This window comes from Rhodococcoides sp. S146-33 (assembly GCF_059489205.1).
In genome coordinates this window covers 1,375,121-1,400,276 of the sequence record NZ_JCAJWY010000002.1, presented here as the reverse complement: position 1 = coordinate 1,400,276, position 25,156 = coordinate 1,375,121, and the positions used below count along the sequence as shown (strand labels likewise).

22 protein-coding genes are annotated in these 25,156 nt (G+C 65.3%); 8 read left to right on the top strand and 14 right to left on the bottom strand.

What is annotated here, in order from left to right; all coding sequences use genetic code 11:
* Positions 1-17: 17 nt before the first annotated feature.
* The 3 genes from AC5WEY_RS15075 to AC5WEY_RS15065 all read right to left on the bottom strand — a co-directional run bounded on the left by AC5WEY_RS15075 (position 18) and on the right by AC5WEY_RS15065 (position 2,489).
* Entirely contained in the window at positions 18-554 is a 537-nt protein-coding gene (locus AC5WEY_RS15075) for an FxsA family protein (RefSeq protein WP_495646423.1), read from the bottom strand.
* A gap of 81 nt (positions 555-635) precedes the next feature.
* Positions 636-1,292, bottom strand: coding sequence for a response regulator (locus AC5WEY_RS15070; RefSeq protein WP_057478763.1), 657 nt, complete (start codon positions 1,290-1,292; stop codon positions 636-638).
* Between the two features lie 33 nt (positions 1,293-1,325).
* A complete protein-coding gene (locus AC5WEY_RS15065; RefSeq protein ID WP_495646422.1) occupies positions 1,326-2,489 on the bottom strand; it encodes a sensor histidine kinase in 1,164 nt (387 codons plus the stop codon).
* Positions 2,490-2,506: 17 nt separating this feature from the next.
* Here AC5WEY_RS15065 and AC5WEY_RS15060 point away from each other — a divergent pair, with 17 nt between their 5' ends.
* From AC5WEY_RS15060 to AC5WEY_RS15050, 3 genes are read left to right on the top strand one after another with little or no spacing between them, the layout of a single operon-like run.
* A complete protein-coding gene (locus AC5WEY_RS15060; protein ID WP_057478761.1) occupies positions 2,507-3,274 on the top strand; it encodes a TSUP family transporter in 768 nt (255 codons plus the stop codon).
* Between the two features lie 10 nt (positions 3,275-3,284).
* Positions 3,285-4,811 carry a TldD/PmbA family protein gene (locus tag AC5WEY_RS15055; protein ID WP_495646421.1) on the top strand — a complete coding sequence of 509 codons (1,527 nt, stop codon included), beginning with the start codon at positions 3,285-3,287 and terminating at the stop codon, positions 4,809-4,811.
* Complete coding sequence (locus tag AC5WEY_RS15050) at positions 4,808-6,175, top strand: metallopeptidase TldD-related protein (RefSeq protein ID WP_495646420.1); 1,368 nt, start codon at positions 4,808-4,810, stop codon at positions 6,173-6,175. The genes AC5WEY_RS15055 and AC5WEY_RS15050 overlap by 4 nt, the downstream gene beginning before the upstream one ends.
* 12 nt (positions 6,176-6,187) lie before the next feature.
* On the opposite strand, the gene AC5WEY_RS15045 is transcribed toward AC5WEY_RS15050, so the two are convergent.
* The 3 genes from AC5WEY_RS15045 to cobN all read right to left on the bottom strand — a co-directional run bounded on the left by AC5WEY_RS15045 (position 6,188) and on the right by cobN (position 10,702).
* Positions 6,188-6,613, bottom strand: coding sequence for a VOC family protein (locus AC5WEY_RS15045; RefSeq protein ID WP_495646419.1), 426 nt, complete (start codon positions 6,611-6,613; stop codon positions 6,188-6,190).
* 84 nt (positions 6,614-6,697) lie between these two features.
* Positions 6,698-7,078, bottom strand: coding sequence for a PPOX class F420-dependent oxidoreductase (locus AC5WEY_RS15040; protein ID WP_495646418.1), 381 nt, complete (start codon positions 7,076-7,078; stop codon positions 6,698-6,700).
* Positions 7,079-7,096: 18 nt separating this feature from the next.
* Positions 7,097-10,702, bottom strand: a complete 3,606-nt coding sequence (cobN, locus tag AC5WEY_RS15035; protein ID WP_495646417.1) for a cobaltochelatase subunit CobN — start codon at positions 10,700-10,702, stop codon at positions 7,097-7,099.
* Between the two features lie 232 nt (positions 10,703-10,934).
* Between cobN and cobG the strand changes: the two genes are divergently transcribed.
* The 3 genes from cobG to cobJ are packed head-to-tail and all read left to right on the top strand — an operon-like array spanning position 10,935 to position 14,251.
* Positions 10,935-12,065, top strand: a complete 1,131-nt coding sequence (gene cobG, locus AC5WEY_RS15030) for a precorrin-3B synthase (RefSeq protein ID WP_495646416.1) — start codon at positions 10,935-10,937, stop codon at positions 12,063-12,065.
* A gap of 54 nt (positions 12,066-12,119) precedes the next feature.
* Entirely contained in the window at positions 12,120-12,746 is a 627-nt protein-coding gene (locus AC5WEY_RS15025) for a precorrin-8X methylmutase (RefSeq protein WP_057478755.1), read from the top strand.
* Positions 12,743-14,251: a precorrin-3B C(17)-methyltransferase gene (gene cobJ, locus AC5WEY_RS15020; protein WP_495646415.1), complete on the top strand. Its 1,509-nt coding sequence runs from the start codon at positions 12,743-12,745 to the stop codon at positions 14,249-14,251. Before AC5WEY_RS15025 ends, cobJ begins: the two co-directional genes overlap by 4 nt.
* Here cobJ and AC5WEY_RS15015 read toward each other — a convergent pair.
* From AC5WEY_RS15015 to dprE2, 3 genes are read right to left on the bottom strand one after another with little or no spacing between them, the layout of a single operon-like run.
* On the bottom strand, positions 14,234-14,998 hold the full coding sequence (locus tag AC5WEY_RS15015) for a cobalt-precorrin-6A reductase (RefSeq protein WP_495646414.1): 765 nt from the start codon (positions 14,996-14,998) through the stop codon (positions 14,234-14,236). The genes cobJ and AC5WEY_RS15015 overlap by 18 nt on opposite strands.
* On the bottom strand, positions 14,977-16,233 hold the full coding sequence (gene cbiE / locus AC5WEY_RS15010) for a precorrin-6y C5,15-methyltransferase (decarboxylating) subunit CbiE (RefSeq protein ID WP_495646413.1): 1,257 nt from the start codon (positions 16,231-16,233) through the stop codon (positions 14,977-14,979). Before cbiE ends, AC5WEY_RS15015 begins: the two co-directional genes overlap by 22 nt.
* Entirely contained in the window at positions 16,206-16,964 is a 759-nt protein-coding gene (gene dprE2 / locus AC5WEY_RS15005; protein ID WP_495646412.1) for a decaprenylphospho-beta-D-erythro-pentofuranosid-2-ulose 2-reductase, read from the bottom strand. The genes cbiE and dprE2 overlap by 28 nt, the downstream gene beginning before the upstream one ends.
* 64 nt (positions 16,965-17,028) lie before the next feature.
* Here dprE2 and AC5WEY_RS15000 point away from each other — a divergent pair, with 64 nt between their 5' ends.
* Complete coding sequence (locus AC5WEY_RS15000) at positions 17,029-17,442, top strand: TIGR03618 family F420-dependent PPOX class oxidoreductase (protein ID WP_495646411.1); 414 nt, start codon at positions 17,029-17,031, stop codon at positions 17,440-17,442.
* A 21-nt stretch (positions 17,443-17,463) separates the two neighbouring features.
* Here the strand turns inward: AC5WEY_RS15000 and AC5WEY_RS14995 are convergent, their stop codons facing one another.
* Together AC5WEY_RS14995 and AC5WEY_RS14990 are read right to left on the bottom strand one after the other, a co-directional pair.
* A complete protein-coding gene (locus AC5WEY_RS14995; protein WP_495646410.1) occupies positions 17,464-18,042 on the bottom strand; it encodes a nucleotidyltransferase family protein in 579 nt (192 codons plus the stop codon).
* A complete protein-coding gene (locus AC5WEY_RS14990) occupies positions 18,039-19,181 on the bottom strand; it encodes a M24 family metallopeptidase (RefSeq protein WP_495646409.1) in 1,143 nt (380 codons plus the stop codon). The genes AC5WEY_RS14995 and AC5WEY_RS14990 overlap by 4 nt, the downstream gene beginning before the upstream one ends.
* A 27-nt stretch (positions 19,182-19,208) precedes the next feature.
* On the opposite strand from AC5WEY_RS14990, the gene AC5WEY_RS14985 reads away from it, so the two are divergent.
* A complete protein-coding gene (locus AC5WEY_RS14985) occupies positions 19,209-20,186 on the top strand; it encodes a 5'-3' exonuclease (RefSeq protein WP_495646408.1) in 978 nt (325 codons plus the stop codon).
* Positions 20,187-20,204: 18 nt separating this feature from the next.
* Here AC5WEY_RS14985 and AC5WEY_RS14980 read toward each other — a convergent pair whose 3' ends face one another.
* The 3 genes from AC5WEY_RS14980 to tatC form a co-directional block, all read right to left on the bottom strand.
* The gene (locus AC5WEY_RS14980) at positions 20,205-21,230 is read right to left on the bottom strand and encodes a DUF4333 domain-containing protein (protein ID WP_495646407.1); all 1,026 of its coding nucleotides are present in this window, start codon (positions 21,228-21,230) and stop codon (positions 20,205-20,207) included.
* Between the two features lie 99 nt (positions 21,231-21,329).
* Positions 21,330-24,104, bottom strand: a complete 2,775-nt coding sequence (locus AC5WEY_RS14975) for a DEAD/DEAH box helicase (RefSeq protein ID WP_495646406.1) — start codon at positions 24,102-24,104, stop codon at positions 21,330-21,332.
* A gap of 27 nt (positions 24,105-24,131) precedes the next feature.
* On the bottom strand, positions 24,132-25,103 hold the full coding sequence (tatC, locus tag AC5WEY_RS14970; RefSeq protein ID WP_495646405.1) for a twin-arginine translocase subunit TatC: 972 nt from the start codon (positions 25,101-25,103) through the stop codon (positions 24,132-24,134).
* Positions 25,104-25,156: the final 53 nt, after the last annotated feature.

Sequence of the window (25,156 nt, the reverse complement as noted above, 5' to 3'; positions counted from 1 at the left end):
GAACGACCAGTCTGCCCTTACCGGTACGGCTTCCGGAAATCCCCCGTCGGCTGATCGATGTGGTCGGCCTCGATCACCTGACCTTCGAGGACGAGTGCAGAACCCGCCGCCGTCGACGCTGTGCCCGTGGCGTCGGCACGATCGTCGAGGATCTCGCCGTCGATGACCGTCGGGCGCATGCGTCGCGTTGCCGTGGCGACCTGCGGCAGCCAGCGCGCAGCAGCCCACATCACCGCCGGGCGCAGCAGCCACCGAGTCGGCGGAATCAACAGCAGCAACCCGATCACCGTGGTCACCAGTCCGGGGACGAACATCGCGACAGACCCCGCCGCGAACAACGCACCGTCCGCCACTGCGCCACCGGCCGACTGTTCGCCGCGCGATGCTCTCCGAAGTCCATCCAATACGCGCTTTCCCTGCGACCGCACCAGCAGCGAGCCGATGAGCGATCCACCGATCAACAACACCACAGTCCACAGCACGCCGAGCGCGCTTCCGACGGCGACCAGTGCCGCCACCTCGACGACGACATAAAGTACGAACAGAGCGAGCATGACGGTCCTTTCTTCGCTTCACCGGTACAACGCTCGAGGCGACGAAATCGCTCCCGAGGTGCCCTGGTTGCCAAAGAATTCTCAGGAACCCGGTCGTACGAGACCGGTCTCGTATGCGAGGACGACCGCTTGTACTCGGTCGCGCACATCCAATTTCGTCAGAATTCGCCCGATGTGGGTCTTGATCGTCGCCTCGGACAGGTGCAGTGCCGCCGCGATCTCGGCGTTGGACAGACCGGTAGCCAAGTGCACCAGCACCTCCCTCTCCCGACCGGTCAGTGCGTCGAGAACCGACGCATCGGCGGTCGAGACGGACTGGGCGACGAACCGCGAGAGCAGCCTCTTGGTGACCTTCGGTGAGACGACGGCATCGCCCGCGGCCACGCTGCGGATTGCGGATACCAAGTCCTCGGGTGGTGTGTCCTTGAGCAGGAATCCACTTGCGCCCGCCCGAAGCGCTCCCAGGACGTGCTCGTCGAGATCGAATGTCGTCATCACCAGAACCCTTGTATCGGAACCGGATTCGGTGATGGTTCGAGTGGCGGAGACGCCGTCGATGCCGGGCATCCGGACGTCCATCAACACGACCGCCGGTGCCAGCCTGTGTGCGGCCTCGATGGCCCCTGCACCATCGGACGCCTCACCGACCACCTCGATGTCGTCCTGGGCCTCGAGCACCATGTTCAATCCCATGCGCATGAGCTCTTGGTCGTCCACGACGACAACGGTGATCGGCACCGATCCAACCTAGCCGTAGAAAGCACCCAGCCCTCACTCGATCGGCAGCGTCGCCCGCACGAGCCAGCTGCCGTGCGGAGTACGGCCCGCGTGCAGCGTGCCCTGGAGCACGGCCACCCGCTCGCGCATGCCGAGCAGTCCGTGTCCGCCACCGTCCACGGGTGAGAGCGCGCCGGTGCCGGTGCCGTTGTCGGAGATCTCCACGGTCACCGCTTGTTCTTCTCGGACCACTTTGACCACGGCACGCGGGGCGTGGCCGGCGTGCCGTAGAACGTTGGTGAGCGATTCCTGCACCACACGGTGCACCCCCAGGCTGATTGCCGGGCTGATGTCGTCGAGATTTCCGGTCTGCTCGAGCTCGACGTACAAGCCTGCGCGACCCATCATCTCGACCACCCGGGCGAGCCCGGCTGTGCCGTACTGAGGCATGTCGTCCGAGTCCGGGGAGGTGCGCATCAGCGCGACGGTTCTGCGCAGCTCTGCCAGCGCAAGCCGACCGGTGGCGGAAATGTTGGCGACGGCCTGCTCCGCTCGTTCCGGATTGCGCCGGATGGCGTACGAGGCACCATCGGCCTGAACCACCATCACGCTGACGCTGTGGGCGATGACGTCGTGAAGTTCTCGCGCGATGCGCGTGCGTTCCGCGATCACGGCTTCCTCGGCGCGGCGGTCTCGGTCGTATTCGGCGACGACCAGCCGAGCCTGGGTCGCCTCGTCGTAGGCCCGGCGAGCACCGAGAAATTCCGCAGCGAGCCAGGACAGCGCGTAGAGAAGCGCACCGAACAACAGTGTCGTGAAGATCGGTTGCTCGAACAGCAGCATGGACGCCACCGAATACGCCGCGAGAGCAACGGCGTACACGGCACCCTGAACTCGTCCGACGTACGCAACGAGGGTGTACAGCATGATCGGCAGAGCCAGCGTCGCGGGGTGGCCGTTGACGGAGTCGCCCGCCATGGCGCCCGCGATATCGCTCACGCCCGTGGCCACGAGCGTGAACGCCGCTATCGATCGAGGACAGCGTCGCCGCCATGCAACGGGTACCGACAAGACGACCGAGAACACGAGAAACAACGGCCCGTTCGGTCCATCGGCCGAACTGACGAACACCAACACCTCGACGACGAACAGTCCTGCCGCCAGCAATGCATCGGCAACGAAGGGCTGCCCACGGAGCCACAGGCTGAAACGACGCATGTGATTGAGTTTGCCGTATGACTGCCGCGGACTGGGGACTGCTGATGGTGGCCGCGACGGCCGCTGGTTGGGTCGACGCGGTGGTCGGTGGAGGCGGCCTGATCCTGTTGCCCGCAATCCTGCTCGTGGCACCACAACTCACACAGCAAGCGGCGCTCGCGACCAACAAGGCCACCGCGATATTCGGCACCGTTGCCGCAGTGGTGACGTTCGCTCGCAAGGTCTCGCTGAACTGGAAGGTACTGGTCCCGGCCGGTGTCCTCGCTGCGGTGACGTCGGCGGCCGGTGCTGCCGCAGTCTCGCTCATCGACCGCGACCTGTTCATCCCGATCATCATGGTCGTTCTCGTCGGCGTGGCGCTGCTCGTGACGTGTCGCCCCACCATCGGTCTCACCGTGGCGTCGTCTCCGCCTACGCATCGCAAGGTTCTGATCGTCGTCGGTCTCGCGGCCGCGGGGATCGGCTTCTACGACGGAATCCTCGGGCCCGGAACCGGCACGTTTCTGATCATCGTGTTCGCCACGATGCTCGGGACGGAATTCGTGCGAAGCGCTGCGATGGCCAAGGTGATCAATGTCGGGTCCAATGTCGGGGCACTCGCTTTCTTCGCCGCCACCGGCAGCGTGTACTGGCAACTCGGAGCAGCCATGGCGGTCTGCAACGTCGTCGGGGCGGTGGTCGGGTCCAGAACAGCGGTGGCACGAGGGGCCGGTTTCGTCAGAATTGTCCTGCTCGTCGTCGTGGTGGGGATGGTTGTTCGACTCGGCTGGCAGCAGTTCGGCTAGCGTCGGTGCGGTGACGAGACACCCGGATCGGTCGGTCGACGCCGACTTCCTCGCTCTTCCCCTGCACGATCTCGCGGATGCCGCACTGAGCACTGCACGCTCCGCTGGAGCCACCCACGCCGATGTGCGCGTCCAGCGCTTGACGACACAGTCGATCTCGTTGCGCGACGGCTCGGTGCAGTCCTCGGTCGATGCCGGTGAGATCGGCCTCGCCGTGCGGGTGGTGGTCGACGGGACCTGGGGGTTCGCCTCCCATGCAGAACTCGGCACCGACGCAGCTGCCGAGACGGCCCGCAAGGCCGTCGAGGTGGCGACGGCATTACGTGCTCTCAATCGTGAACGGGTCGAGCTCGCGTACGAGCCGGTCTACTCGAATGCGACCTGGGTGTCGGATTACGACATCGATCCGTTCGAAGTGCCCACCGCCGACAAGGTGGGGCTGCTCGCGGAGTACTCGTCCCGCCTGGCGGCGTCCGATGGGGTGGACCACGTCACCGCGTCGGTACTTCAGGTCAAAGAGCAGTCCTTCTACGCCGATCTGGCCGGCAGCAGCATCACTCAGCAGCGGGTGCGACTACATCCCCAGTTCGAGGCGACAACCGTCGACCGGTCCGTCGGAGCTTTCGAAACCATGCGCACCCTCGCTCCACCGGTGGGACGTGGTTGGGAATACCTCGGTGAAACCGGTACCTGGGACTGGGCCGACGAGTTGGGCCGGATTCCCGAATGGCTGGCCGAGAAGGTGAAGGCACCGACGGTGGTGGCCGGACCGACCGACCTCGTCATCGACCCGACGAATCTGTGGCTGACCATTCACGAATCCATCGGTCACGCAACAGAATACGACCGAGCCATCGGTTACGAAGCGGCGTACGCCGGCACGTCCTTTGCGACGCCGGACCAGCTGGGGACGCTGCGCTACGGATCGCCCATCATGCATGTCACGGCGGACCGTACCGAACGCAACGGCCTGGCCAGCATCGGTTACGACGACGACGGAGTGGGTTCGCAAAGGTGGGATCTGGTTCGCGACGGGACACTGGTCGGCTATCAGCTCGATCGGGTCTTCGCTCCCAGGCTCGGACTGGAGCGGTCCAACGGGTGTGCATACGCGGATTCACCGCATCACGTACCAATTCAGCGGATGGCGAACGTATCCCTGCAGCCGGACCCGGACACCGATCGCACGACGGCCGACCTCATCGGTGCGGTGGAGGACGGCCTCTACGTCGTCGGTGACAAGTCCTGGTCGATCGACATGCAGCGGTACAACTTCCAGTTCACCGGTCAACGCTTCTACCGCATTCGCAACGGCGTGCTCGACGGCCAAGTACGCGATGTTGCGTACCAGGCGACCACCACCGAATTCTGGGGTTCGATGGAGCTGCTCGGCGGACCGTCCACCTGGCGGCTCGGCGGTGCCTTCAACTGCGGCAAGGCGCAGCCCGGCCAGGTCGCCGCTGTGAGCCATGGTTGCCCCTCAGCGCTGTTCCGCGGCGTCAACGTCCTCAACACCCGATCGGAGGCAGGTCGATGATCGCCGCACAACACGTGATCGAGCGCGCCCTCGCCTGTGCGAGCGTCGACGACACGATCGTGATCGTCACCGATTCCAGCGACGCGACACTGCGGTGGGCCGGAAACTCGATGACCACCAACGGAATCGCGACATCGCGACGCTGGGAAGTGGTCTCCATCGTGCGAGATTCGATCTCCGCGCGCGTGGGTACCGTGTCGTCGACGAGTGTCGATCCGGACGACATCGAGGCCGTGGTACGCGCGAGCGAAGCGGCGGCGCGATCGGCGGAGCCCGCCGACGACGCGGTGCCGTTGCTGCCCGGAGAGTCGGCCTCGGACCCGCAGGGCTGGGACCGCCACGCACAACACACGTCGATCGATGTGTTCGGCTCTCTGGCAACGGAATTGAACATCGGGTTCGACGGTAGCGACGCCCTGTACGGCTTCGCCCAGCACCGGGTCGACAACGTCTGGCTCGGCACCTCGACCGGTCTACGTCGTACGTTCACGCAGCCCACCGGATCGGTCGAGATCAACGGCAAACGATCCGGGGCAAGCGCCTGGGTCGGAACCGGCACCACGGACTTTCGGGACGTGTCCGCCGAGAAGATGTTGGACGAGCTGTCCACCCGGCTCGGCTGGGCCCAGAACACCGTCGAGATGCCGGCAGGACGATACGAGACACTGCTACCGCCGTCGGCCGTGGCAGATTTGATGATCTACCTGATGTGGACCATGGAGGGTCGTGGCGCGCAGGAAGGCCGCACCGCACTGTCGGGTGCAGGCGAAACGCGCGTGGGCGAGAAGCTCACCACTCTGCCGCTGACGTTGTACTCGGACCCGCGTGCAGTCGGTCTGGAGTACACGCCGTTCGTGGTGGCGGGATCGTCCAGCGATTCGGTGTCGGTGTTCGACAACGGTATGGGCATCGAGCGGGTGGACTGGGTACGGGACGGATCGGTCTCCGCTCTGGCCTATCCGCGTGCAGCGGCCCGCAAGTACGGAGCTCCCGTTGCGGTACCCGGCGAGAACCTCGTCATGACGGGCGGCACCGATGCAAGCCTGGACAAGATGGTGGCGGATACCGAGCGCGGACTGCTGTTGACCACGCTCTGGTACATCCGAGAGGTCGATCCGACGTCACTACTTCTTACCGGACTGACCAGAGACGGCGTGTACGCAATAGAAAACGGTCGAATCACCGGCGCTGTGAACAACTTTCGGTTCAACGAAAGCCCACTCGATCTGCTGCGCCGCGTGACCGAAGCGGGTGCTACGGAAGCGACACTGCCGCGCGAGTGGAAGGACTGGTTCACTCGCACGGCGATGCCGCCCCTGCGCATTCCCGACTTTCACATGTCGTCGGTCAGCGCTGCCCAGTAGTGCCGGTCCGAATTACTTGTCGGGTCCGGAGAGCTCGAGCGCGATGTTGTCCGGGTCGCGGAATTCGACGATGGACAGACCGGGCCCTGCGTCCTTGATGCCCTCGTGCGAGATGCCGAGCTCGTCGAGCGTCTCGACTGCATCTTCGAGTGCGGCCCGCGTGTCCACGGTGAAGCTGAGGTGGTCGAGTCCGCAGCGGTCTTCGGTGAACGTGTCGTCGCCCGGTGCAACCGGACGCAGGCCGAGCAGTCCCCCGCCGAACTTGTAGATGACTCCACCGAACAGGAACCACAGCGCCTTCTTGGTCTCTTCGTCGGCGTCGGGATCCCAGGCGTAGGCGACCTCGAAGCCGAACACCGAGTCGTAGAACGACCTCGAGCGCTCGATGTCGCGAACGGTGAGACGTACGTGGTTGTAGTCGGTCACTGCGATAGGCACGTGATACTCCATTCCGGCAGCAGGGGAAGCCGCCTCGTGAAGTATTCGGAACCGCGCATGCAAGCGATGGTGCCGTCGTATGTTTCAGGCCGCAGTGATGGACAGTCCCACCGAGCCGCTCTTGCCGCGACGCAGCACGCTGCCCTTCACGGTGAGCCAACCCAGGATTCCGTACTTCGAGGCGACAGCTGCGCGGGCCTTCTCGGTACCGGTCTCGTCGAGAATCTCGGCAGTGGCGTCCACTGCGTCGCCCTGAGGGTTGCCGCGCATGTCGCACGGAGCAATGGTCACCTTCGGGTTGCGTCGAATGCGTTTGACCTTCCACGAATCGGCAACCGTCCACATGAGCAGCCGGTCACCGTCCAGAGCACCCCATAGCGGGGTCGGCACGCCGGTGCCGTCCTTCTTGAACGTCGTCAGTAGTACGTACTTGCCTGTGGCAATGGTGTCGAACGTGGTGGCCATACCGCACAGGATACGTCGCTACTCCCCTTCGAGCTCGCCCTCGGCCTCGAGGTAGACCCGGCGCAACCCGTCGAGGATCTGCTCGTTCGGCTCGGCCCACAACTGTCGTTCCACCGCCTCGAGCAAGCGCTCGGCGATGCCGTGCAGTGCCCAGGGATTCGACTGCTGCATGAACTTCTGGTTCTGCTCGTCGAGCACGTACGTTTCGGCCAGCTTCTCGTACATCCAGTCCTGAACGACGCCTGTGGTGGCGTCGTAGCCGAACAGATAATCCACCGTTGCGGCCATCTCGAATGCGCCCTTGTATCCGTGTCGGCGCATGGCCTCGAGCCACCGTGGGTTCACCACGCGGGCACGGAACACTCGCGCGGTCTCCTCGGAGAGGGTGCGAGTGCGCACCGATTCCGGACGGGTGCTGTCGCCGATGTACGCCTCGGGCGACTTTCCGGTCAATGCGCGCACAGTTGCCACCATGCCGCCGTGGTACTGGAAATAGTCGTCTGAGTCAGCGATGTCGTGCTCACGGGTATCGGTGTTCTTCGCGGCGACGGCGATGCGCTTGTACGCGGTCCGCATGTCGTCCGACGCGGGAACGCCGTCGAGGCCGCGGCCGTACGCGAAGCCGCCCCAGGTGGTGTAGACCTGCGCCAAGTCGTCGTCGCTGCGCCACGTCTTGCTGTCGATGAGCTGAAGTAATCCGGCACCGTAGGTCCCCGGCTTGGAACCGAATATCCTTGTTGTGGAACGTCTCTCGTCACCGTGATCGGCGAGGTCGGCCTGCGCGTGTGCGCGGACGAAGTTCTGCTCGGGCTCCTCGTCCAAGGCGGCGACCATCCGAACCGCGTCGTCGAGCAGGGCCAGCACGTGAGGAAACGCGTCGCGGAAGAAGCCACTGATTCGGACCGTGACGTCGATACGAGGACGACCGAGCTCGCCGAGATCGATGACCTCGAGCCGAGTGACCCGGCGTGATGCCTCGTCCCATACCGGCGACACGCCCAGCAGCGCGAAGACCTCGGCAATGTCGTCGCCGGACGTGCGCATGGCCGACGTTCCCCACACCGACAGTCCCACCGATTTCGGCCACTCGCCGTGATCCTGACGGTACCGAGCGAGCAGTGATTCGGCCATCGCCTGTCCGGTCTCCCAGGCCAGTTTCGACGGGACGGCCTTCGGATCCACGGAGTAGAAGTTGCGCCCGGTGGGCAGCACGTTTATCAGTCCGCGCAGTGGGGATCCGCTCGGCCCGGCCGCGATGAAACCGCCGTCGAGAGCGTGCAGCACCTGCTCGATCTCGCGAGAGGTTCCACGCAGACGCGGTACCACCTCTGCGGCAGCGAATTTCAGAATCTCTGCGACCACGTCGCCGTGCTCGCCGGCCACGCGCTCGGCTTCGTCCGGACTCCACTGCGTGGCCTGCATGGCCGCGACCAGCCCGTGCGCCACAGCCTCGATGGTGTCGACGCGCGTGCGGTCCTCGTCGCCGTCCTCGCTGAGCCCGAGGGCTTCGCGAAGTCCGGGGACCGTCTGCTCACCGCCCCACATCTGCCGGGCGCGCAGCATCGCCAGAACCAGCTCGACCTCGGCGTCGCCGACGGGCTCCTGACCCAGGATGTGCAGTCCGTCGCGGATCTGCACGTCCTTGATCTCGCACAGCCATCCGTCGACATTGAGCAGCATGTCGTCGAACACTTCCTCGTCGGGGCGTTCCTCGAGCCCCAGATCCTTGTGCATCTGAGCCGCGGTCATGAGCGTCCAGATCTGCTGGCGAATGGCCGGCAGCTTGGCCGGATCCAGGGCCGAGATATTCGCGTGCTCATCGAGCAATTGTTCGAGCCTCGAGATGTCTCCGTAGCTCTCCGCGCGCGCCATCGGGGGTATGAGGTGGTCGACCAGAGTGGCGTGCGCTCGCCGCTTGGCCTGCGTGCCCTCCCCCGGATCGTTGACCAGGAACGGGTAGATCAGCGGCAGGTCGCCGAGGGCCGCATCGGTTCCGCAGGAGGCGGACATGCCGAGCGTCTTGCCCGGCAACCATTCCAGATTGCCGTGCTTACCCAGATGGACCATCGCATCGGCACCGAAGCCGCCGTCCTCGCGGGCTGCGGAGATCCACCGGTAGGCCGCCAAATAGTGATGGCTCGGCGGCAGATCCGGGTCGTGGTAGATCGCAACGGGCTTTTCACCGAATCCGCGCGGCGGCTGCACCATGATGACCACATTGCCGAATTGCATTGCTGCGATGACGATCTCACCGTCCGGATCCGCAGACCGGTCTACGTAGAGATCGCCCGGTGCCGGACCCCAATGCTCGATCACGCCGTCCCGCAGATCTGCGGGGAGCTGCTCGAACCAGATTCGATACTGCGCCGCCGAGATGCGGATGGGGTTGCCCTCGAGTTGAGCGTCGGTCAGCCAGTTGGGATCCTGGCCACCGCGGGCAATCAGGGCGTGAATGAGAGCGTCACCGTCGCGAGCAGCCAGACCGGGCACCGAATCCGGGCCGTCGAGCGGGCCGAGGTCGTAACCGGCAGTCCGCATGTCCGACATCAACGCGATCGCGCTGGCCGGGGTGTCGAGGCCGACGGCATTACCGATCCGCGCATGTTTGGTGGGATAGGCCGAGAACATCAGAGCGATGCGGCGGTCGGCGGCCGGGATGTGTCGTAGCCGCGCATGGCGAACGGCGATGCCGGCGACGCGCGCTGCTCGTTCGTGGTCCGGGACGTACGTGGTCAGGCCGTCGTCGTCGATCTCCTTGAACGAGAACGGAACCGTGATGAGCCGACCGTCGAACTCCGGGACGGCAACCTGTGTCGCCACGTCCAGTGGCGACAGTCCGTCGTCGTTCTCCGACCACGTCGCGCGTGAACTCGTCAGGCACAGACCCTGGAGGATGGGAACGTCGAGAGCCGCGAGTTCGGCCACGTCCCAGGCCTCGTCGTCGCCACCTGCAGACGCCCCGGCAGGTTTGGTTCCGCCCGCTGCCAGCACCGTCACGATCAGGGCATCCGCCGACTTCAGCGTCTCGAGAAGATCGGGCTCCGCCGTGCGCAGCGACGCGCAGTAGATCGGAAGGGCCGTGGCACCTTTGTCCTCGACCGCGGTGGCAAGGGCATCGATGTACGTGGTGTTTCCGGCCAGATGCTGAGCGCGGTAGTAGAGGATCGCCACCGTCGGGCCGCCCGGGCGCGGAGTCGAGTTCCGTTCGAGATGGCCCCAGGTCGGCAGGTGTCGAGGAGCATCGAAGCCGTGCCCGGTCAGCAACACGGTGTCGGAGAGAAAGTTGTACAGCTCGCGCAGGTTGTCCGACCCGCCCTCGGCCAGATAGTTGTGTGCTTGCGCCGCGACATTGGCGGGCACCGTCGAGACCTCCATCAGGTCCGCGTCCGGTGCCTGCTCACCGCCGAGGACGACAACGGGAAGCCCGGTGGCGAGTACGGCGTCGAGGCCCGCCTCCCACGACCGGCGCGATCCGAGAATGCGCACGATGATCAGCTCGGCCGATTCGGCCATCGACGGGATGTCCTGCGCCAGTAGGCGAGAGGGGTTGCCCCAGGTGAAATCGGCACCACTGGCACGGGCACTGAGCAGATCTGTGTCGGACGTGGACAGCAACAAGAACACGGGTGACGCCCTCCTCGGGGGTTTTCGCGCCCCTGACCTAGGTGAATCTTCTCTTCGGTTCGTCGGCGAGAGGGTCTGACTCCGGGCCCGTGCACCCGAAGTGCAGGGGCCGTCACAGTGGCGCGACCGTACCGGATTCTCGCCGGTTTCCTCCCGGCCTGAGCCGTGACACAGAATGCTACCGGTGTGAGCGCCACATCGGTCCATTCGTCGCACTTGTAGCCTGGTGAACATGAGTTCGCCTGACAGATCGGTGCCCGACGGCTGCCCAGGAGCGCTGACGACGCACCTCGCAGCGGACGGTCCGCTCGCGCGGATCAGGCTGCCGGGTGGCGTCGTGCTGCCGGCACAGATGCAGGTCCTGGCACGGGCCGCCGAGGAACTCGGCGACGGAACGGTGGAGCTGACTTCTCGGGGCAACGTGCAGCTGCGGGCGGTGTCCGACCCGGTCGCCTTGGCGAGCAGATTGGCCGACGCCGGATTGCTGCCGTCCGCAACGCACGAGCGGGTGCGCAACATTCTCGCCTCACCGCTCTCGGGGCGGGTCGGCGGTCTCACCGATGTGCGTGCGCTCGTCGGCGAGCTGGACGAAGCACTCTGCGCGCGCCCCGACCTGGCCGAACTGCCCGGACGAACGCTGTTCGCTCTCGACGACGGACGCGGCGACATGTGCGGACTGGAACCGGATTTCGGTGTGTACGCCCAGTCCGACGGGTCGTACGCGTTGCTGCTCGCAGGCCGAGACTGTGGCGTTCGAGTGGATCGAGACAGCGTGGTGCCGACGTTGCTGAACTGCGCCGCAGCGTTCGTGGAACTTCGCGATTCCGAATGGCGGTTGGCCGAACTCCACGACGGGGTGGCCAGAATCGTCGAGCGGCTCGCACTCACTGCGGGCACTGCGCTGCCCGTGCCCGCACCTGTCGAGGTGCCACCGATCGGCTGGCTGGACCAGGACGACGGGTCGGTGGCACTGGCAGCGGGACTCGCCAACGGCGTTCTCGGCGCACGGTTGGCCGAGTTCCTCGCCGCCATCGACCGACCGGTGATCATGACTCCGTGGAGATCGTTGATCGTGTGCGATCTGGACGAGGAGCCCGCCGAACAAGTGGTCCGGGTGCTGGCACCGATGGGCCTGATCTTCGACGCGGAATCACCGTGGATTCGGGTGAGCGCGTGTACCGGATCGCCGGGCTGCGCGAAGTCGTTGGCCGACGTCCGATCCGATCTGAAGGCAGCGGTCGACGCCCGGATGACTCCGCGTGACGAGCGGCAACACTGGTCCGGGTGTGAGCGTCGCTGTGGGCGGCCGAAAGGTGAGGTCACCGACGTGATCGCGACGGGAATCGGCTACCAGGTGTCCTGAGCACCCGGAGACCGGCTTCCGGCCGAGGGGTCCCTCTCCCCTATCGTGACACGCATGCACGACTACATCCGCGACGGCGCGGAGATCTACCGCCAGTCTTTCGCAACCATTCGGGCCGAAGCAGATCTGTCTCGATTCGCGCCGGATGTCGCCCAGGTCGTCGTGCGCATGATCCACGCGGTCGGTGAGATCGACCTGACCGAGACCATCGGATTCACGCCCGACGTGGTGGGGTCCGCCCGAACCGCTCTGCGCGCGGGGGCACCCGTGCTGTGCGACGCCAACATGGTCGCCGCCGGGATCACTCGTCGCCGTCTTCCGGCCGACAACGAGGTGCTGTGCACCCTGTCCGATCCTCGGGTACCGGATTTGGCTCGGAGTATGGGCACCACGAGAACTGCTGCCGCGCTGGAGTTGTGGGGTGAGAAGCTCGGCGGTGCCGTCGTCGCCATCGGAAACGCGCCGACTGCACTGTTCCACCTGATGGAGATGCTCGCGGCCGGAGCCCCGAAACCTGCAGCCATCGTCGGTGGCCCGGTCGGATTCATCGGCGCAGCGGAGTCGAAGGAAGATCTGATCGCCGCCGACCTCGGCGTGGAGTATCTGGTCGTCAGGGGCAGACGAGGTGGCAGTCCCATCACCGTCGCTGCGGTCAATGCCATTGCGAGCGAACAGGAATGAGCACCTCCGGAAAGTTGTGGGGAGTCGGCGTCGGCCCGGGTGACCCGGAGCTGTTGACCGTCAAAGCTGCCCGGGTGATCGCCGAGGCCGATGTGGTTGCATTCCACAGTGCTCGGCACGGCCGCAGCATCTCGCGTGCCCTCGCGGCCGGGTACATGCGTGACGGTCAGCTCGAGGAGCACCTGGTGTACCCGGTGACCACCGAGGCGACTGCTCATCCCGGTGGGTATCAGGGGGCGATCGACGAGTTCTACGAGTCCGCTGCCGCTCGACTCGCCGCACATCTCGACGCCGGCCGGTCGGTTGCGCTTCTGGCCGAGGGTGATCCGATGTTCTACAGCTCGTACATGCACATGCACAAACGACTGGCACACCGTTTCGATGTGGAGGTGGTCCCCGGCGTGACCTCGGTCAGTGCCGCTTCGGCCGCATTGGCGACTCCGCTGGTGGAACGGGACGAGGTTTTGACGGTCCTGCCCGGCACCTTGCCCGTGGACGAGCTGACCCGACGACTTCGGGGCACCGACGCCGCGGTCATCATGAAGCTCGGCCGGACCTATCCGACGGTGCTGGAGGCACTGGAACGATCGGGCCGGCTCGACGAGGCGCACTACGTCGAGCGGGCCAGTACACCCGAGCAACGCGTTCTCGATGCCGCCGCCGCGGACGACGTCCCGTACTTCTCGATGATCGTGGTGCCGAGCCCCTCCAACCGAGCCGAGACGCCCACCAGCAGGGGCGAAGTGGTCGTCGTCGGCCTCGGTCCGGGTGACGATGCATGGACGACGGACGAGGTCCGAGCCGAACTGACCGCAGCCACCGATCTCGTCGGCTACATCACCTACATCGATCGGGTACCGCCGCGGCCGGGTCAGATACGGCACGCGAGCGACAACAAGGTCGAATCCGAACGTGCGGCGTTCGCCCTCGACCTCGCCAAGCAGGGTCGCCGTGTCGCTGTGGTGTCCTCGGGTGATCCGGGGGTCTTTGCGATGGCGACAGCGGTCATCGAGGTTGCAGCCGAACAGCAATGGAGTTCGGTACCGGTACGGGTGGTGCCGGGAATGACGGCAGCCAATGCTGTTGCCAGCCGCGTCGGCGCGCCACTCGGGCACGATTACGCCGTCATCTCCCTCTCCGATCGCCTCAAGCCCTGGGACGTGGTGGCCCGACGGCTCTCGGCAGTGGCCGAAGCCGATATGGCGATCGCGATCTACAACCCGGCGTCGAAGTCGCGAACCTGGCAAGTTGCAGCCATGAAAGATCTTCTGCTCGAGCATCGTTCACCACAGACCCCGGTGACGATCGGTCGTGCGGTAGGCAGTGAGCACGAATCCGTTCGTACCGTGACGCTCGGCGACCTCGACCCCGAGTCGATCGACATGAGGTGCCTTCTCATTGTCGGATCTTCGATGACGACGGTGGTGGAGACCGGCAGCGGTCCGAAAGTCTTCACCACCCGGCGGTACCCGTCTCGGCTCGAGTCGTCAGAGGGCAGCGCGTAACCGGTTCGTCAACCAGTCCACGGCGGTCTCCACCTCGTACACGATCGGTGCCGAGGTCGCTGCCGAGGGACGGGAAACCATGAGGACCGGGATCGATACTGCCCTCGCCGCATCGAGTTTGGCCCGCGTCATGTCGCCGCCGCTGTTCTTGGTGATCAACAAGTCGATTCGGTTGTCTGCGAGCACCTTCGACTCGTGATCGAGGTCGAAAGGGCCGCGGTCGAGCAGGAGGCGCATGCGCGGTGGCACCGGTCCGGTAGGTGCGTCGATCGCTCGGACCAGGAACCACGAGTGGTCGACACCCGCGAAATGGTGAACGCCCTGCCTGCCTGTCGTGAGGAACACCCGGCTGCCGGGGGTGATCGCCGCCGCCGCGTCGGGCAACGAGGCAACCGCGGTCCACCGATCGCCCTCGATCTCGTTCCACGGTGGCCGCGTCAGTACGAGGAGTGCGGCTCCCGTTGCAGCGGTGGCATGCTCGGCATGCGTTCCGATGGTGGATGCGAACGGGTGCGTCGCGTCCACCACGACGTCGACCGCGTTGTCTCGCAGCCACTCCGCCAGGGCATCGGGCCCGCCGAATCCGCCGATTCGCGTCTGCCCGACGGGCAGTATCGGCCGCGCGACCCGCCCCGCTAGTGAGGTGACGGTCTCGATTCCTCGTACCCGATCCAGCGCTGCCGCGAGTGCCCGCGCCTCTGTGGTTCCGCCGAGAATGAGGACCTTCACCGCTTGATCGCACTCCATTGTGTGACCGGCAATTGTGGTCTCCACGTCGTGAACGCGCCCAACGGCTCACCGCGATAGATCTGGAATCGGCGGAGCTCGCCGCCGTACTTCGCTGCCGCAGTCAGCAACAACGAATCCGATTCTGCGGTCACCGAATTGGCGACCACACGCCCACCGGTGCGCACCGCCTTCCAGCACTCCTCGAGTATGTCGGCACCGGTCAGTCCACCACCGATGAACACCGCGTCGGGTACCGCATTCGCGGCCGAGACGGACGCGAAGCTCGCGGGCGCCGCGTCGTGGACGACGAGTCCCGGAACTCCCAGCTGCAGGGCGTTGCCCTCGATCTGCTCACGACGCGCCTGCGAACTTTCGAACGTCACGGCGCGGCAGGATCTGTCGGTGCGCATCCATTCGATGGCAATGGTTCCCGATCCGCCTCCGATGTCCCACAACAGTTCTCCGGGCGCTGGTGCCAACGCGCTGAGGGTCAGTGCTCGAACCTCATGCTTGGTCATCTGGCCGTCGCCGGTGTACGCGGAATCGGCCAGGCCGGGGACGCGGCCGTGGCGGGGGGCGTCGGGATCTCTCACGCACTCCAGCGCAACGACGTTGAGCGGGTCGACGTCGTCGAAGCCCGACACACGAGCTCGACCGCGGACGACGCGTTCGGCCGGCCCGCCGAGTTGTTCGAGCACTGCCATCACGCTGCCGCCGAACCCGTTCCGAGACAACAACCTCGCTACTTCACCCGGTGTACTGCGCCCCCGACTCAACACGATCAGCCGGCGACCGTCGGCCAGGTCCGGCAACAGTGTCTCGACCGGCGTGTTCACCAGAGACACCGTCGGGGTGTCCTGCAGTGCCCAGCCCAGCCGCGCGCATGCCAACGACACGGAGGACGGTGCCGGGTGCACGCGTAGTCGCTCGGCACCGAACTCGCGCGTCAACGTCACCCCGATGCCGTGAAACATCGGATCACCGCTGGCCAACACGCAGACGAGTGACGTCTCGTAGGCGTCGAGCGTCGACCGCAGGTTCGGAAGCAACGGGCTCGGCCACGTCCTTGTTTCGGTGCAGTGTGGCCGGACACTCGCGATCTGGCGAACCGAACCGAACACCACATCGGCGTTCTCGATGGCCCTGCGGGAGGTCGCAGGCAGCCCGCCCCAGCCGTCCGCGCCGATTCCGACGACGACTATCGGTCGGGGCGTCGGTACCGTCATCAGCGCGGCATCCTGCGCCAGAGCCATTGCGGCAGTAGGCGCATGGCGAAGAAGACCGGGCGAAGGGTGCCGGGGATCCACACACTGCTGCGTCGTTCGTTCAGGGCGGACACGACGACGTCGGCGACCTGACCGGGGGTACTCGACATCGGTGCCGGGTCCATACCCTCGGTCATGGACCCGATGACGAATCCGGGACGGGCGAGCAACAGGTGCACTCCGGTGCCGTGCAGCGAATCGCTCAGTCCGCTGGCGAATCCGTCGAGGCCGGCTTTGGCGGACCCGTACACGTAGTTGGCGCGGCGTACTCGCACACCCGCGACCGACGAGAACACGATCATGTCGCCGCTCCCCTGTGCTCGGAGAAGCGTCGCGGCGTGAGTGAGTACGGACACCTGAGCCAGGAAGTCGGTGGTGATGATGTCGAGCGCATGCTGGGCGTCGTTCTCGGCGCGAGCCTGGTCGCCGAGGATACCGAACGCCAGAACCACGATCCCGATCGGACCGTGCAGCTGTGCGATTCGACTCAGAAACTCGGCGTGGGTGTCCATTGCGTTCGCGTCGAATTCGACACTGTGCACGGCGCCCGCGCCTGCTTGCTTCACCCGGTCTTGTTCTGCTGCCAGCTCGTTGCTGCGTCTCGCGGCCAGTACGACGGTGCGCCCCGGTGCCAATCGGGTGGCGACCTCCAGCCCGATCTCGCTTCGTCCACCCAGCAACAACAGCGTTCCGGGTGCGGGTTCTGCTCGTCTGCTCACGCGGATCAGTCTGGCCGATCGAACCCCGCTCGTGGCAGTCGGGGCACATCACTACAGTCGGGTTATGGCCGCACAACCCGCTGACGCGACTTCACTCACCGATGACGCAATCGAATTCCTCACCGAGAGGCACCTTGCCACGCTGACAACATTGCGCCCGGAAGGCACCCCCCACGTCGTAGCGGTCGGCTTCACATACGACGGCGACGCGCAGATTGCCCGAGTCATCACCAACGACGTGTCGCAGAAAGCGATCAACGCCGGTCGTGGAGCGTACGCGGCCGTGACTCAGATCGACGGTGCCCGCTGGCTGACGCTGGAGGGGCCGGCCGTGGTGCGGGACGATCGCGAATCCGTCGTCGACGCCGAGAACCGATACGCCCAGCGCTACCGCGTACCGCGGGAGAACCCCACCCGCGTCGTCATCGAGATTCAGGTGCAACGGGTACTGGGTAGTCGCTCACTGCTCGATCGCTGACGAGAGCCACCGCCTCGTCCTTCACGGCCAGGAAAGAACCGTCAGGTTCGGCCATTCCGTCGTCCAGCGGGCGGCTTTGGCCTCGTACACGTGCTGCATCGGCACGCGCGGATTGGGCCGCACAATTCCGGCGAACAGATCCTCGAAACCGTGCGGCGCATACACGGCATCTCCCCCGTCTGCATCGGACGTGACTCCGAAACAGCACGTGGTGGACACGAAATGGTCGATCGCATCCTCGGTGCTCTCGAACGGTGCGATCCGACTACCGAAGTGCTGCTCGTACCAGAGATGCACGCGTGCTTCGTTGCGCACTTCGACGTCCACCCCGAGGTCTGCGAACAGCGAGGCCGCAGTCTCGATCACCTCGTTCTCGGCCTCGTAGGACAGATCGGAGTCGTCGAAGTAGAAGAAGTCGTAGTCACGAATACCCGCCTGCGGATCCCGATCGGCGAGATGGTTCCAGACAGTCTGGAACAGGCCACCCGCCGTCAGGTACCACCCGGGAAGGCCGAGTTGCGGAGCACGTCGAAGTATCTCGGCCACAGCAGGATTGGATCGAACGACCGACACGAACTCGGCCTCGCGCGCGGTCGTCACACCGGGAGGACGGCCAGACCGTGGGGTTGAAGATTGACCGATTCACACCCGTCCGCGGTGACGACGACGATGTCTTCGATACGCGCACCCCACTGTCCACGGAAGTAGATCCCCGGCTCGATGCTGAACGCCATCCCCTCGGTCAGAGTGATGTCGTTGCCGGCAACGATGTACGGCTCCTCATGGACGGACAAACCGATTCCATGACCGGTGCGGTGCAGAAATGCCTCGCCCAGCCCGGCGTCGACCAGGACATCGCGGGCGGCCGCATCGATGGATTGCGCCGTGACACCGGGCACCACCGCATCGACAGCTGCCTGCTGTGCGCGTTCGAGTACCGCGTACTGCTCGGCGATCTCCGCCGTCGGCTCGCCGAGACTGTAGGTGCGGGTCGAGTCGGAGTTGTACCCCGGTGCAACGGGCCCGCCGATGTCGATCACCACGATGTCGCCTGCCTCCACAACACGATCGGACACCTCGTGGTGCGGATCGGCGCCGTGCGGGCCGGACCCGACGATGATGAATTCGGGAGCCGTGTGCCCCTCTTCGACGATGGCGGCAGCAATGTCCGCGGCGATCTGAGCCTCGGTGCGGCCCACGCGGAGCCATTCACCCATGCGGGCATGCACGCGATCGATGGCGTACCCGGCTCGCCGCAGCGCGTCGATCTCGGCCTCGTCCTTGACCATCCGAAGTTCGCGGAGCACATCCGTCGCCAGCACCGGCACAGTTCCCAACACCTCGGCCAGCGGCACGAAATGCAGTGCGGGCATCGCGTCGGCGACGGCAGTCTTCGTTCCGGCCGGAACCGCCGCAGCCACCAATGCGTACGGATCGACGCCGTCCACCCAGTCGACGAGGTTCAGCGTCAGATCTGCAGCCGCGGAATCTCCCAGCGCGGCCAGCTCGAGCCGCGGCACGACAACACTGGGGGTGCTGCCGTCGGCCGGCACCACCAGGGCGATGAGACGCTCGAACGAACTGGCCTTCGAGCCGATCAGGTACTGCAGATCCGGACCCGGGGTGATCAGCAGCGCATCCAATCCCGCATCCGATGTCAGACGCGCAGCTCGTGCGAGCCGCGACGCGTAGACATCACTGGAGAAACGTGAGGAACTGACCGAAGTATCGACACTCATACCTCCAGGCTAATGCCGTACGGCAAGATGAGCGCCATGACCGCCCCCGGAAAGTCGCCGTTACTGCTCCTCGACGGCGCGAGCCTGTGGTTCAGGGCCTACTACGCACTGCCCGAGTCGATTACGGCGCCTGACGGAAGACCCGTCAACGCCGTCCGTGGCTTTCTCGACATGATCTCGGCGCTGATCGCACGCACCGAACCCAGTCGGCTGGCCGTGTGCCTCGATCTCGACTGGCGGCCGCAGTTCCGAGTCGACCTCGTGCCGTCCTACAAGGCGCACCGGGTGGCAGAGGCTGCTCCCGAGGTCGCCGAGAGCGAGGAGGTTCCGGAAACGTTGACTCCTCAGGTGGACATGATCATGGACGTTCTCGCCGCGCTGGGCATTGCGACGGCAGGCGCGGAGGGGCTGGAGGCAGACGACGTGCTGGGCACCTTGGCTGCGCGGGAGCGACAGGACCCGGTGGTCGTGGTCAGCGGGGACAGAGATCTGTTGCAGGTCGCGGCAGACGAACCGAACGAGGTTCGGGTGCTGTACGTGGGTCGAGGGCTGGCCAAGGCCGAAATGTTCGACCCCGCACTGGTTTCCGAACGCTACGGAGTCCCTCTGCACCGCGCGGGCGCGGCGTACGCCGAGCTCGCTCTACTCAGAGGTGACGCCTCGGACGGCCTACCGGGAGTCAAGGGAATCGGAGAGAAGACGGCCTCGACCCTGATGCTGCAGTACGAGTCCGTTGCAGCATTGCGTGACGCGGCACTCGATCCGTCGTCGGACATGGCCAAGGGGATCCGGGCGAAACTGGCCAACGCGAGCGACTACCTCGACGCGGCCCTTCCTGTCGTCCGAGTGGTCACCGACGCCGACGTCGTGCTGTCGAAGTCGGACGAGATCCCGGCCGAGCCCGCCGACGTCGACGCACTGAACGACCTTGCCGGGACCCTCGGAGTGGAAAATGCCGTGGCCCGCCTCGTCGCTGCGATGGCGGCCACGGCATCGCCGACCTGACCGAGCAATTTCAGGTGACTACTTCGGTAGCGAGACCTCGTAATTGGCGTCGTCGTCCAGGAAGGTCAACGTCACCTTCTTGAACGCTCCGTCGACCGTCAGGGTGCAATCCACACTGGTGCCGGCCTTCACCTCGATGTCCTGGGGACAGGACACCCCCGAGACGTCGGACGCTCCGTAGGACTCCGTGACGACCTTACGGACTCCCTCTTGGGCGGCCGCAGTATCGAGGGTGGTCGAGCGGCCGAATGCGAAGAACAACACCAGTGCGAGCACCGCAACGACCGCGATGACGACACCGACGATGATCAGGGGCTTCTTCGACTGCGATCCGGCCGGCCGCGGGCCCGGTTGACCGGGCACCTGCTGATTGGGGTACTGCTGGTTCGGGTTCCATGGTTGCTGCGGCTGTTGTCCGTACGCAGTGGCACCGTACTGACCGGGACCGTATTGACCGCCGCCGAATTGCTGTGGGGCGTAAGGGTTTTGATAGCCCGCGTCACCGGACGGCGGTGCGCCCGCCCCGGGATAGGGCGCTCCGTACTGCTGGCCGGCCGGGTACTGATCGGTGGGGTTCTGACCGGCCGGTGCCTGTGGATTCTGGCCCTGCGGACTCTGGCCTTGGGGGTATTGGCCCTGGGGATACGCGCCCTGAGGGTACTGCCCCTGCGGGTATTGCCCCTGCGGGTATTGCCCTTGGGGGTAGCCGGCGTGCGGGTACTGGCCCTGTGGATACCCGGTCGGTGGGTATTGGCCCTGTGGGTACTGACCGCCGGGCTGCTGTGGATTCTGCCCGTATGCGCCCGGCGCTGACTCTCCGTACGGCGTGGTCGACGCTGCGGGCGGCTGTCCGTACTGGCCCCATGCCGACGGTGCCGAGGTTTGCGAGTCCGGTGAAGATCCGGGAGTGGAGCCCGCGGAATGACCAGGAGATCCGGGAGTGTCGGCGCGTGTCTCCGGTGCGTCTTCGGCGGAGCCGTCCTGCTGGTCGGGTGTACGCGACCAACCGTTGTCGGGGTCGGTCGGACCGTATGGGCCGCTCATCTCGCCTCCACTGAAATTTTGGATTCGTCGGGGGTACAGTAGCTCGCCTGCGTGAGTCTCCGCCGTACCGACCCGGCAGTCCGATTCGGCTGTTCCTTCTTATGCGGCATCGACGGCGACCACTCCGCGGCGCAAGGCTGCGACAGCGCGCGCCGCCGTCCTCGACAGCTCCGGCTCCGGGGCCGCGAGCCGAACTTGATCGAGAAGATCGATCACCTGTCGGCACCACCGCACGAAGTCTCCACCCGAGAGTGCTTTGCCGTTGTCCCCGGCCGTGACTAGGGCATCGACCAACGAGTGATCGGACGCCCACTTGTAGATGGCCTTCACGAAACCCATGTCGGGTTCTCTGGTCGGCGGCAGCTTGTGCCGAACTTCGTCCGAACGGAGCTCGTGCCATACCCGGACCGTCTCGGTGAGTGCGTGTCGAATCGGACCCGTCGGACCGTGCGGAGTGATGTCTCCCTCCGACCTCGATTCGTAGACGACTGCCGAGACCACCGCTGCCAACTCGGCGGGCGACAGACCCTGCCACAGGCCGCCGCGGAGGCATTCCGCCACCAGCAGGTCGGACTCGGAATAGATCCGGCTCAACCTGGCACCGTCGTCGGTCACCTTGGGATCTTTACCCGGTGTGACGTACCCGCGGTCGGCGAGCAGCGCCAGGATCCGGTCGAAGGTGCGAGCCAGGGAGTTCGTCGTGGCCGACACCTTCTGACGCATCGTTTCGGTCTCTCGCGCCAACCGGTTGTAGCGCTCGCCGGTACGGCCGAGTTCGTCACGATCGGGTCGGGCGTGCACCGGATGCGATCGAATGGCCCGGCGGAGGGTGGCGAGTTCCTTGTCGTCCGCTGCTGTCGACTTTCGTCGGATACGGTCCGACGGTTGCGATATCCCACGCGTGACCAACGCCGCCGCGAGATCACGGCGAGTCTTCGCCGTGCGATGGTCGACGAATCGAGGTAGCCGCATTGTTCCGAGTGACGTTGCCGGCGAGGGGAAGTCGGCTGCGGACAGTCGGCCCGCCCACTTGTCCTCGGTCAGTACGAGCGGACGCGGATCGGCCCGGTCGTCGTCCGGCTCCAAGACGACGGCAAGGCCGCTGCGGCGACCGGTCGGCACCGAGATCACATCGCCGCGACGTAGGGCACGCAGCGAATCGACCGCGTTGTCTCGTCGATCCGAGCGGCTCTGGCGTTCGAGAGTCTTCTCGCGGTCTTTGAGGCGTTCTCGCAGCAGCGCATACTCGAAGTATTCGCCGTCGGGTCCGCCCAGGCGTGCACCGAGCGCGTCCAGCGTCTGCATGTTCTTCTCGATGCCCCGGACCATGCCGACCACCGAGCGGTCGGCCTGGAACTGGGCGAAAGATCGCTCGAGCAACAGACGCGAATCCGCGGCACCGAATTGCTCGATCAGGTTGATGGACATGTTGTATGCCGGCGCGAACGAGCTGCGTAGCGGGAATGTACGGGTCGACGCGAGACCCGCCACCTCGGTCGGTTCGGTACCCGGCTGCCACAGCACGACGGCATGGCCTTCGACATCGATGCCACGTCGTCCGGCGCGACCGGTCAGCTGTGTGTACTCCCCCGGGGTCAGCTCCGCATGGGTTTCACCATTGAACTTGACCAGCTTTTCCAGTACTACCGTTCGGGCCGGCATATTGATACCGAGCGCCAGTGTCTCGGTGGCGAACACGGCTCTGACCAGGCCCTTGACGAACAGTTCCTCCACGGTGTGCCGAAAGACGGGCAACATACCGGCGTGATGGGCGGCAAAGCCACGCTCGAGTGCATCACGCCATTCCCAGAAGCCCAGAACCTCGAGGTCCTCGCGCGGAAGTTCCGAGGTGTGCTTCTCGACGATGTACCGAATTTCTTCGGCCTGCTCGGGCGTGGTCAACACCAGACGCGAGCGCATGCACTGGGTGAGCGCACCGTCGCACCCGGCGCGGCTGAAGATGAACGTGATCGCGGGGAGCAAACCCTCTTCGTCGAGTTTGGCGATCACATCCGGCCGGGCCAGTGGCCGGTTGTTGGCCCCGCTGCCCTGACCGCCACCGCGGCCTCCCCCGCCACCTCGACCGCCGCGGCCTCGGCTGTGCGGTGCGTGCCAGCGGTCCATCGAGTCGAGAGATTGGCGCTGTTTGACGTGCCGGACGAGCTCGCGGTCGACCACTACCTTCTGGCTACCGTCGGGTGACTGCGCTCTGGTGTCGAACAAGTCGAACAACCGGCGCCCCACCATGATGTGCTGAGAGAGCGGTACCGGTCGGTTCTCGTCCACTACGACCGTGGTGTCACCGCGCACCGTGCTCATCCACGCGCCGAACTCCTCGGCGTTGCTGACCGTGGCCGACAGACTCACCAGGCGCACGTCGTCGGACAGGTGCAGGATGACCTCTTCCCACACCGCCCCCCGGAAGCGATCGGCCAGATAATGCACCTCGTCCATCACGACGTGTGACAGTCCTCGCAGCGCGTCCGACGATGCATAGAGCATGTTTCGCAGAACCTCCGTCGTCATGATGACGATGGGGGCATCGGGGTTGATCGAAGAGTCACCGGTGAGCAGGCCCACTGTGTCGCGGCCGTACCGTGCGGTCAGCTCAGCGAACTTCTGATTGCTGAGCGCCTTGATCGGTGTGGTGTAGAAGCACTTTCGCCCGGCTGCGAGGGCCAGGTGAACGGCGAACTCACCGATCACCGTCTTGCCTGCACCGGTAGGGGCACAGACCAGAACGCCGTGGCCGTTCTCCAACGCGGTACATGCATCGACCTGGAACCTGTCGAGCGGGAAGCCAAGTTCGGCCGAGAAACGTTGCAGCTCGGTGGGTGTCGTGCTCGGCTGGACGTCGGCCGTGGTCTCCGTCATGCGTCGGTCCCGACGCATCGGCGGACGTCAGATGGTGTCCTCGTACTGTGACTCGGTACGGGTTGCTGCACCGAATCCGCTGGGCGGCGGTGTCGGAGCGACAGCGTGTGGGGACTCGATCGTACTTGCGCCTTCGATACGTGTTGCTTCGTCATCTGACACATCACCCCATTCGTCTCTTCTCTTGCGCAACTTACGCTTGTCGTGAATTCGCGCAATCTGCACTGCCATTTCGAAGAGGACCGTCAACGCCAACGCCAACGCCAACATCGAGAACGGGTCCTGCCCCGGTGTCGCAATGGCGGCGAAAACGAAAAGACCGAAGATCAGACCGCGACGCCACGCCTTGAGTCGCTCGTAGGTCAGCACGCCGACGAAATTCAGAGCAACCACGAGCAGCGGAATCTCGAAGCTGACACCGAAGATGATGAGGAGGTTGATCAAGAATCCGAAGTACTGATCGCCACTCAACGCGGTGATCTGTACGTTGTCGCCGATCGACAGCAAGAAGTGCAGGCCCTTGGCCACCACGAAGTACGCCAAGACGGCGCCCGTGACGAAGAGAGCAGCCGCTCCGGTGACGAAGGAGACGGCGTACCGCCGCTCGTTGGCATACAGGCCGGGCGTGATGAACGCCCAGATCTGATAGAGCCAGATGGGGCAGGCAAGTACGACCCCGGCGGTGAACGCGACTTTGAATCGCAGCAGGAATTGATCGAACGGTCCGGTCGCGAGCAGGCGACATTGGTCGTCGTTGCTCAAGTTCGCGCGAAGGTTCGGATCGAGTGTGCAGTACGGCCCTCGCAGAAGGTCACCGAGACTTTCGACGCCGAGGATCGTGTGCGAGTACCAGAAGAACCCGAACGACGTGGTGACGGCGACAGCGACGAGCGACCACAGGAGCCGGGTCCGCAGCTCGTACAGATGATCGACCAACGACATCGTGCCGTCGGGATTGACTCGGCGCTTGCTACGCCGCGGATCGAACGGAATGCGCATGGTGTTGTTCGGTCAGCCTTCTTCGGTCGGCCGACGGCACCGGGCCGTCACCG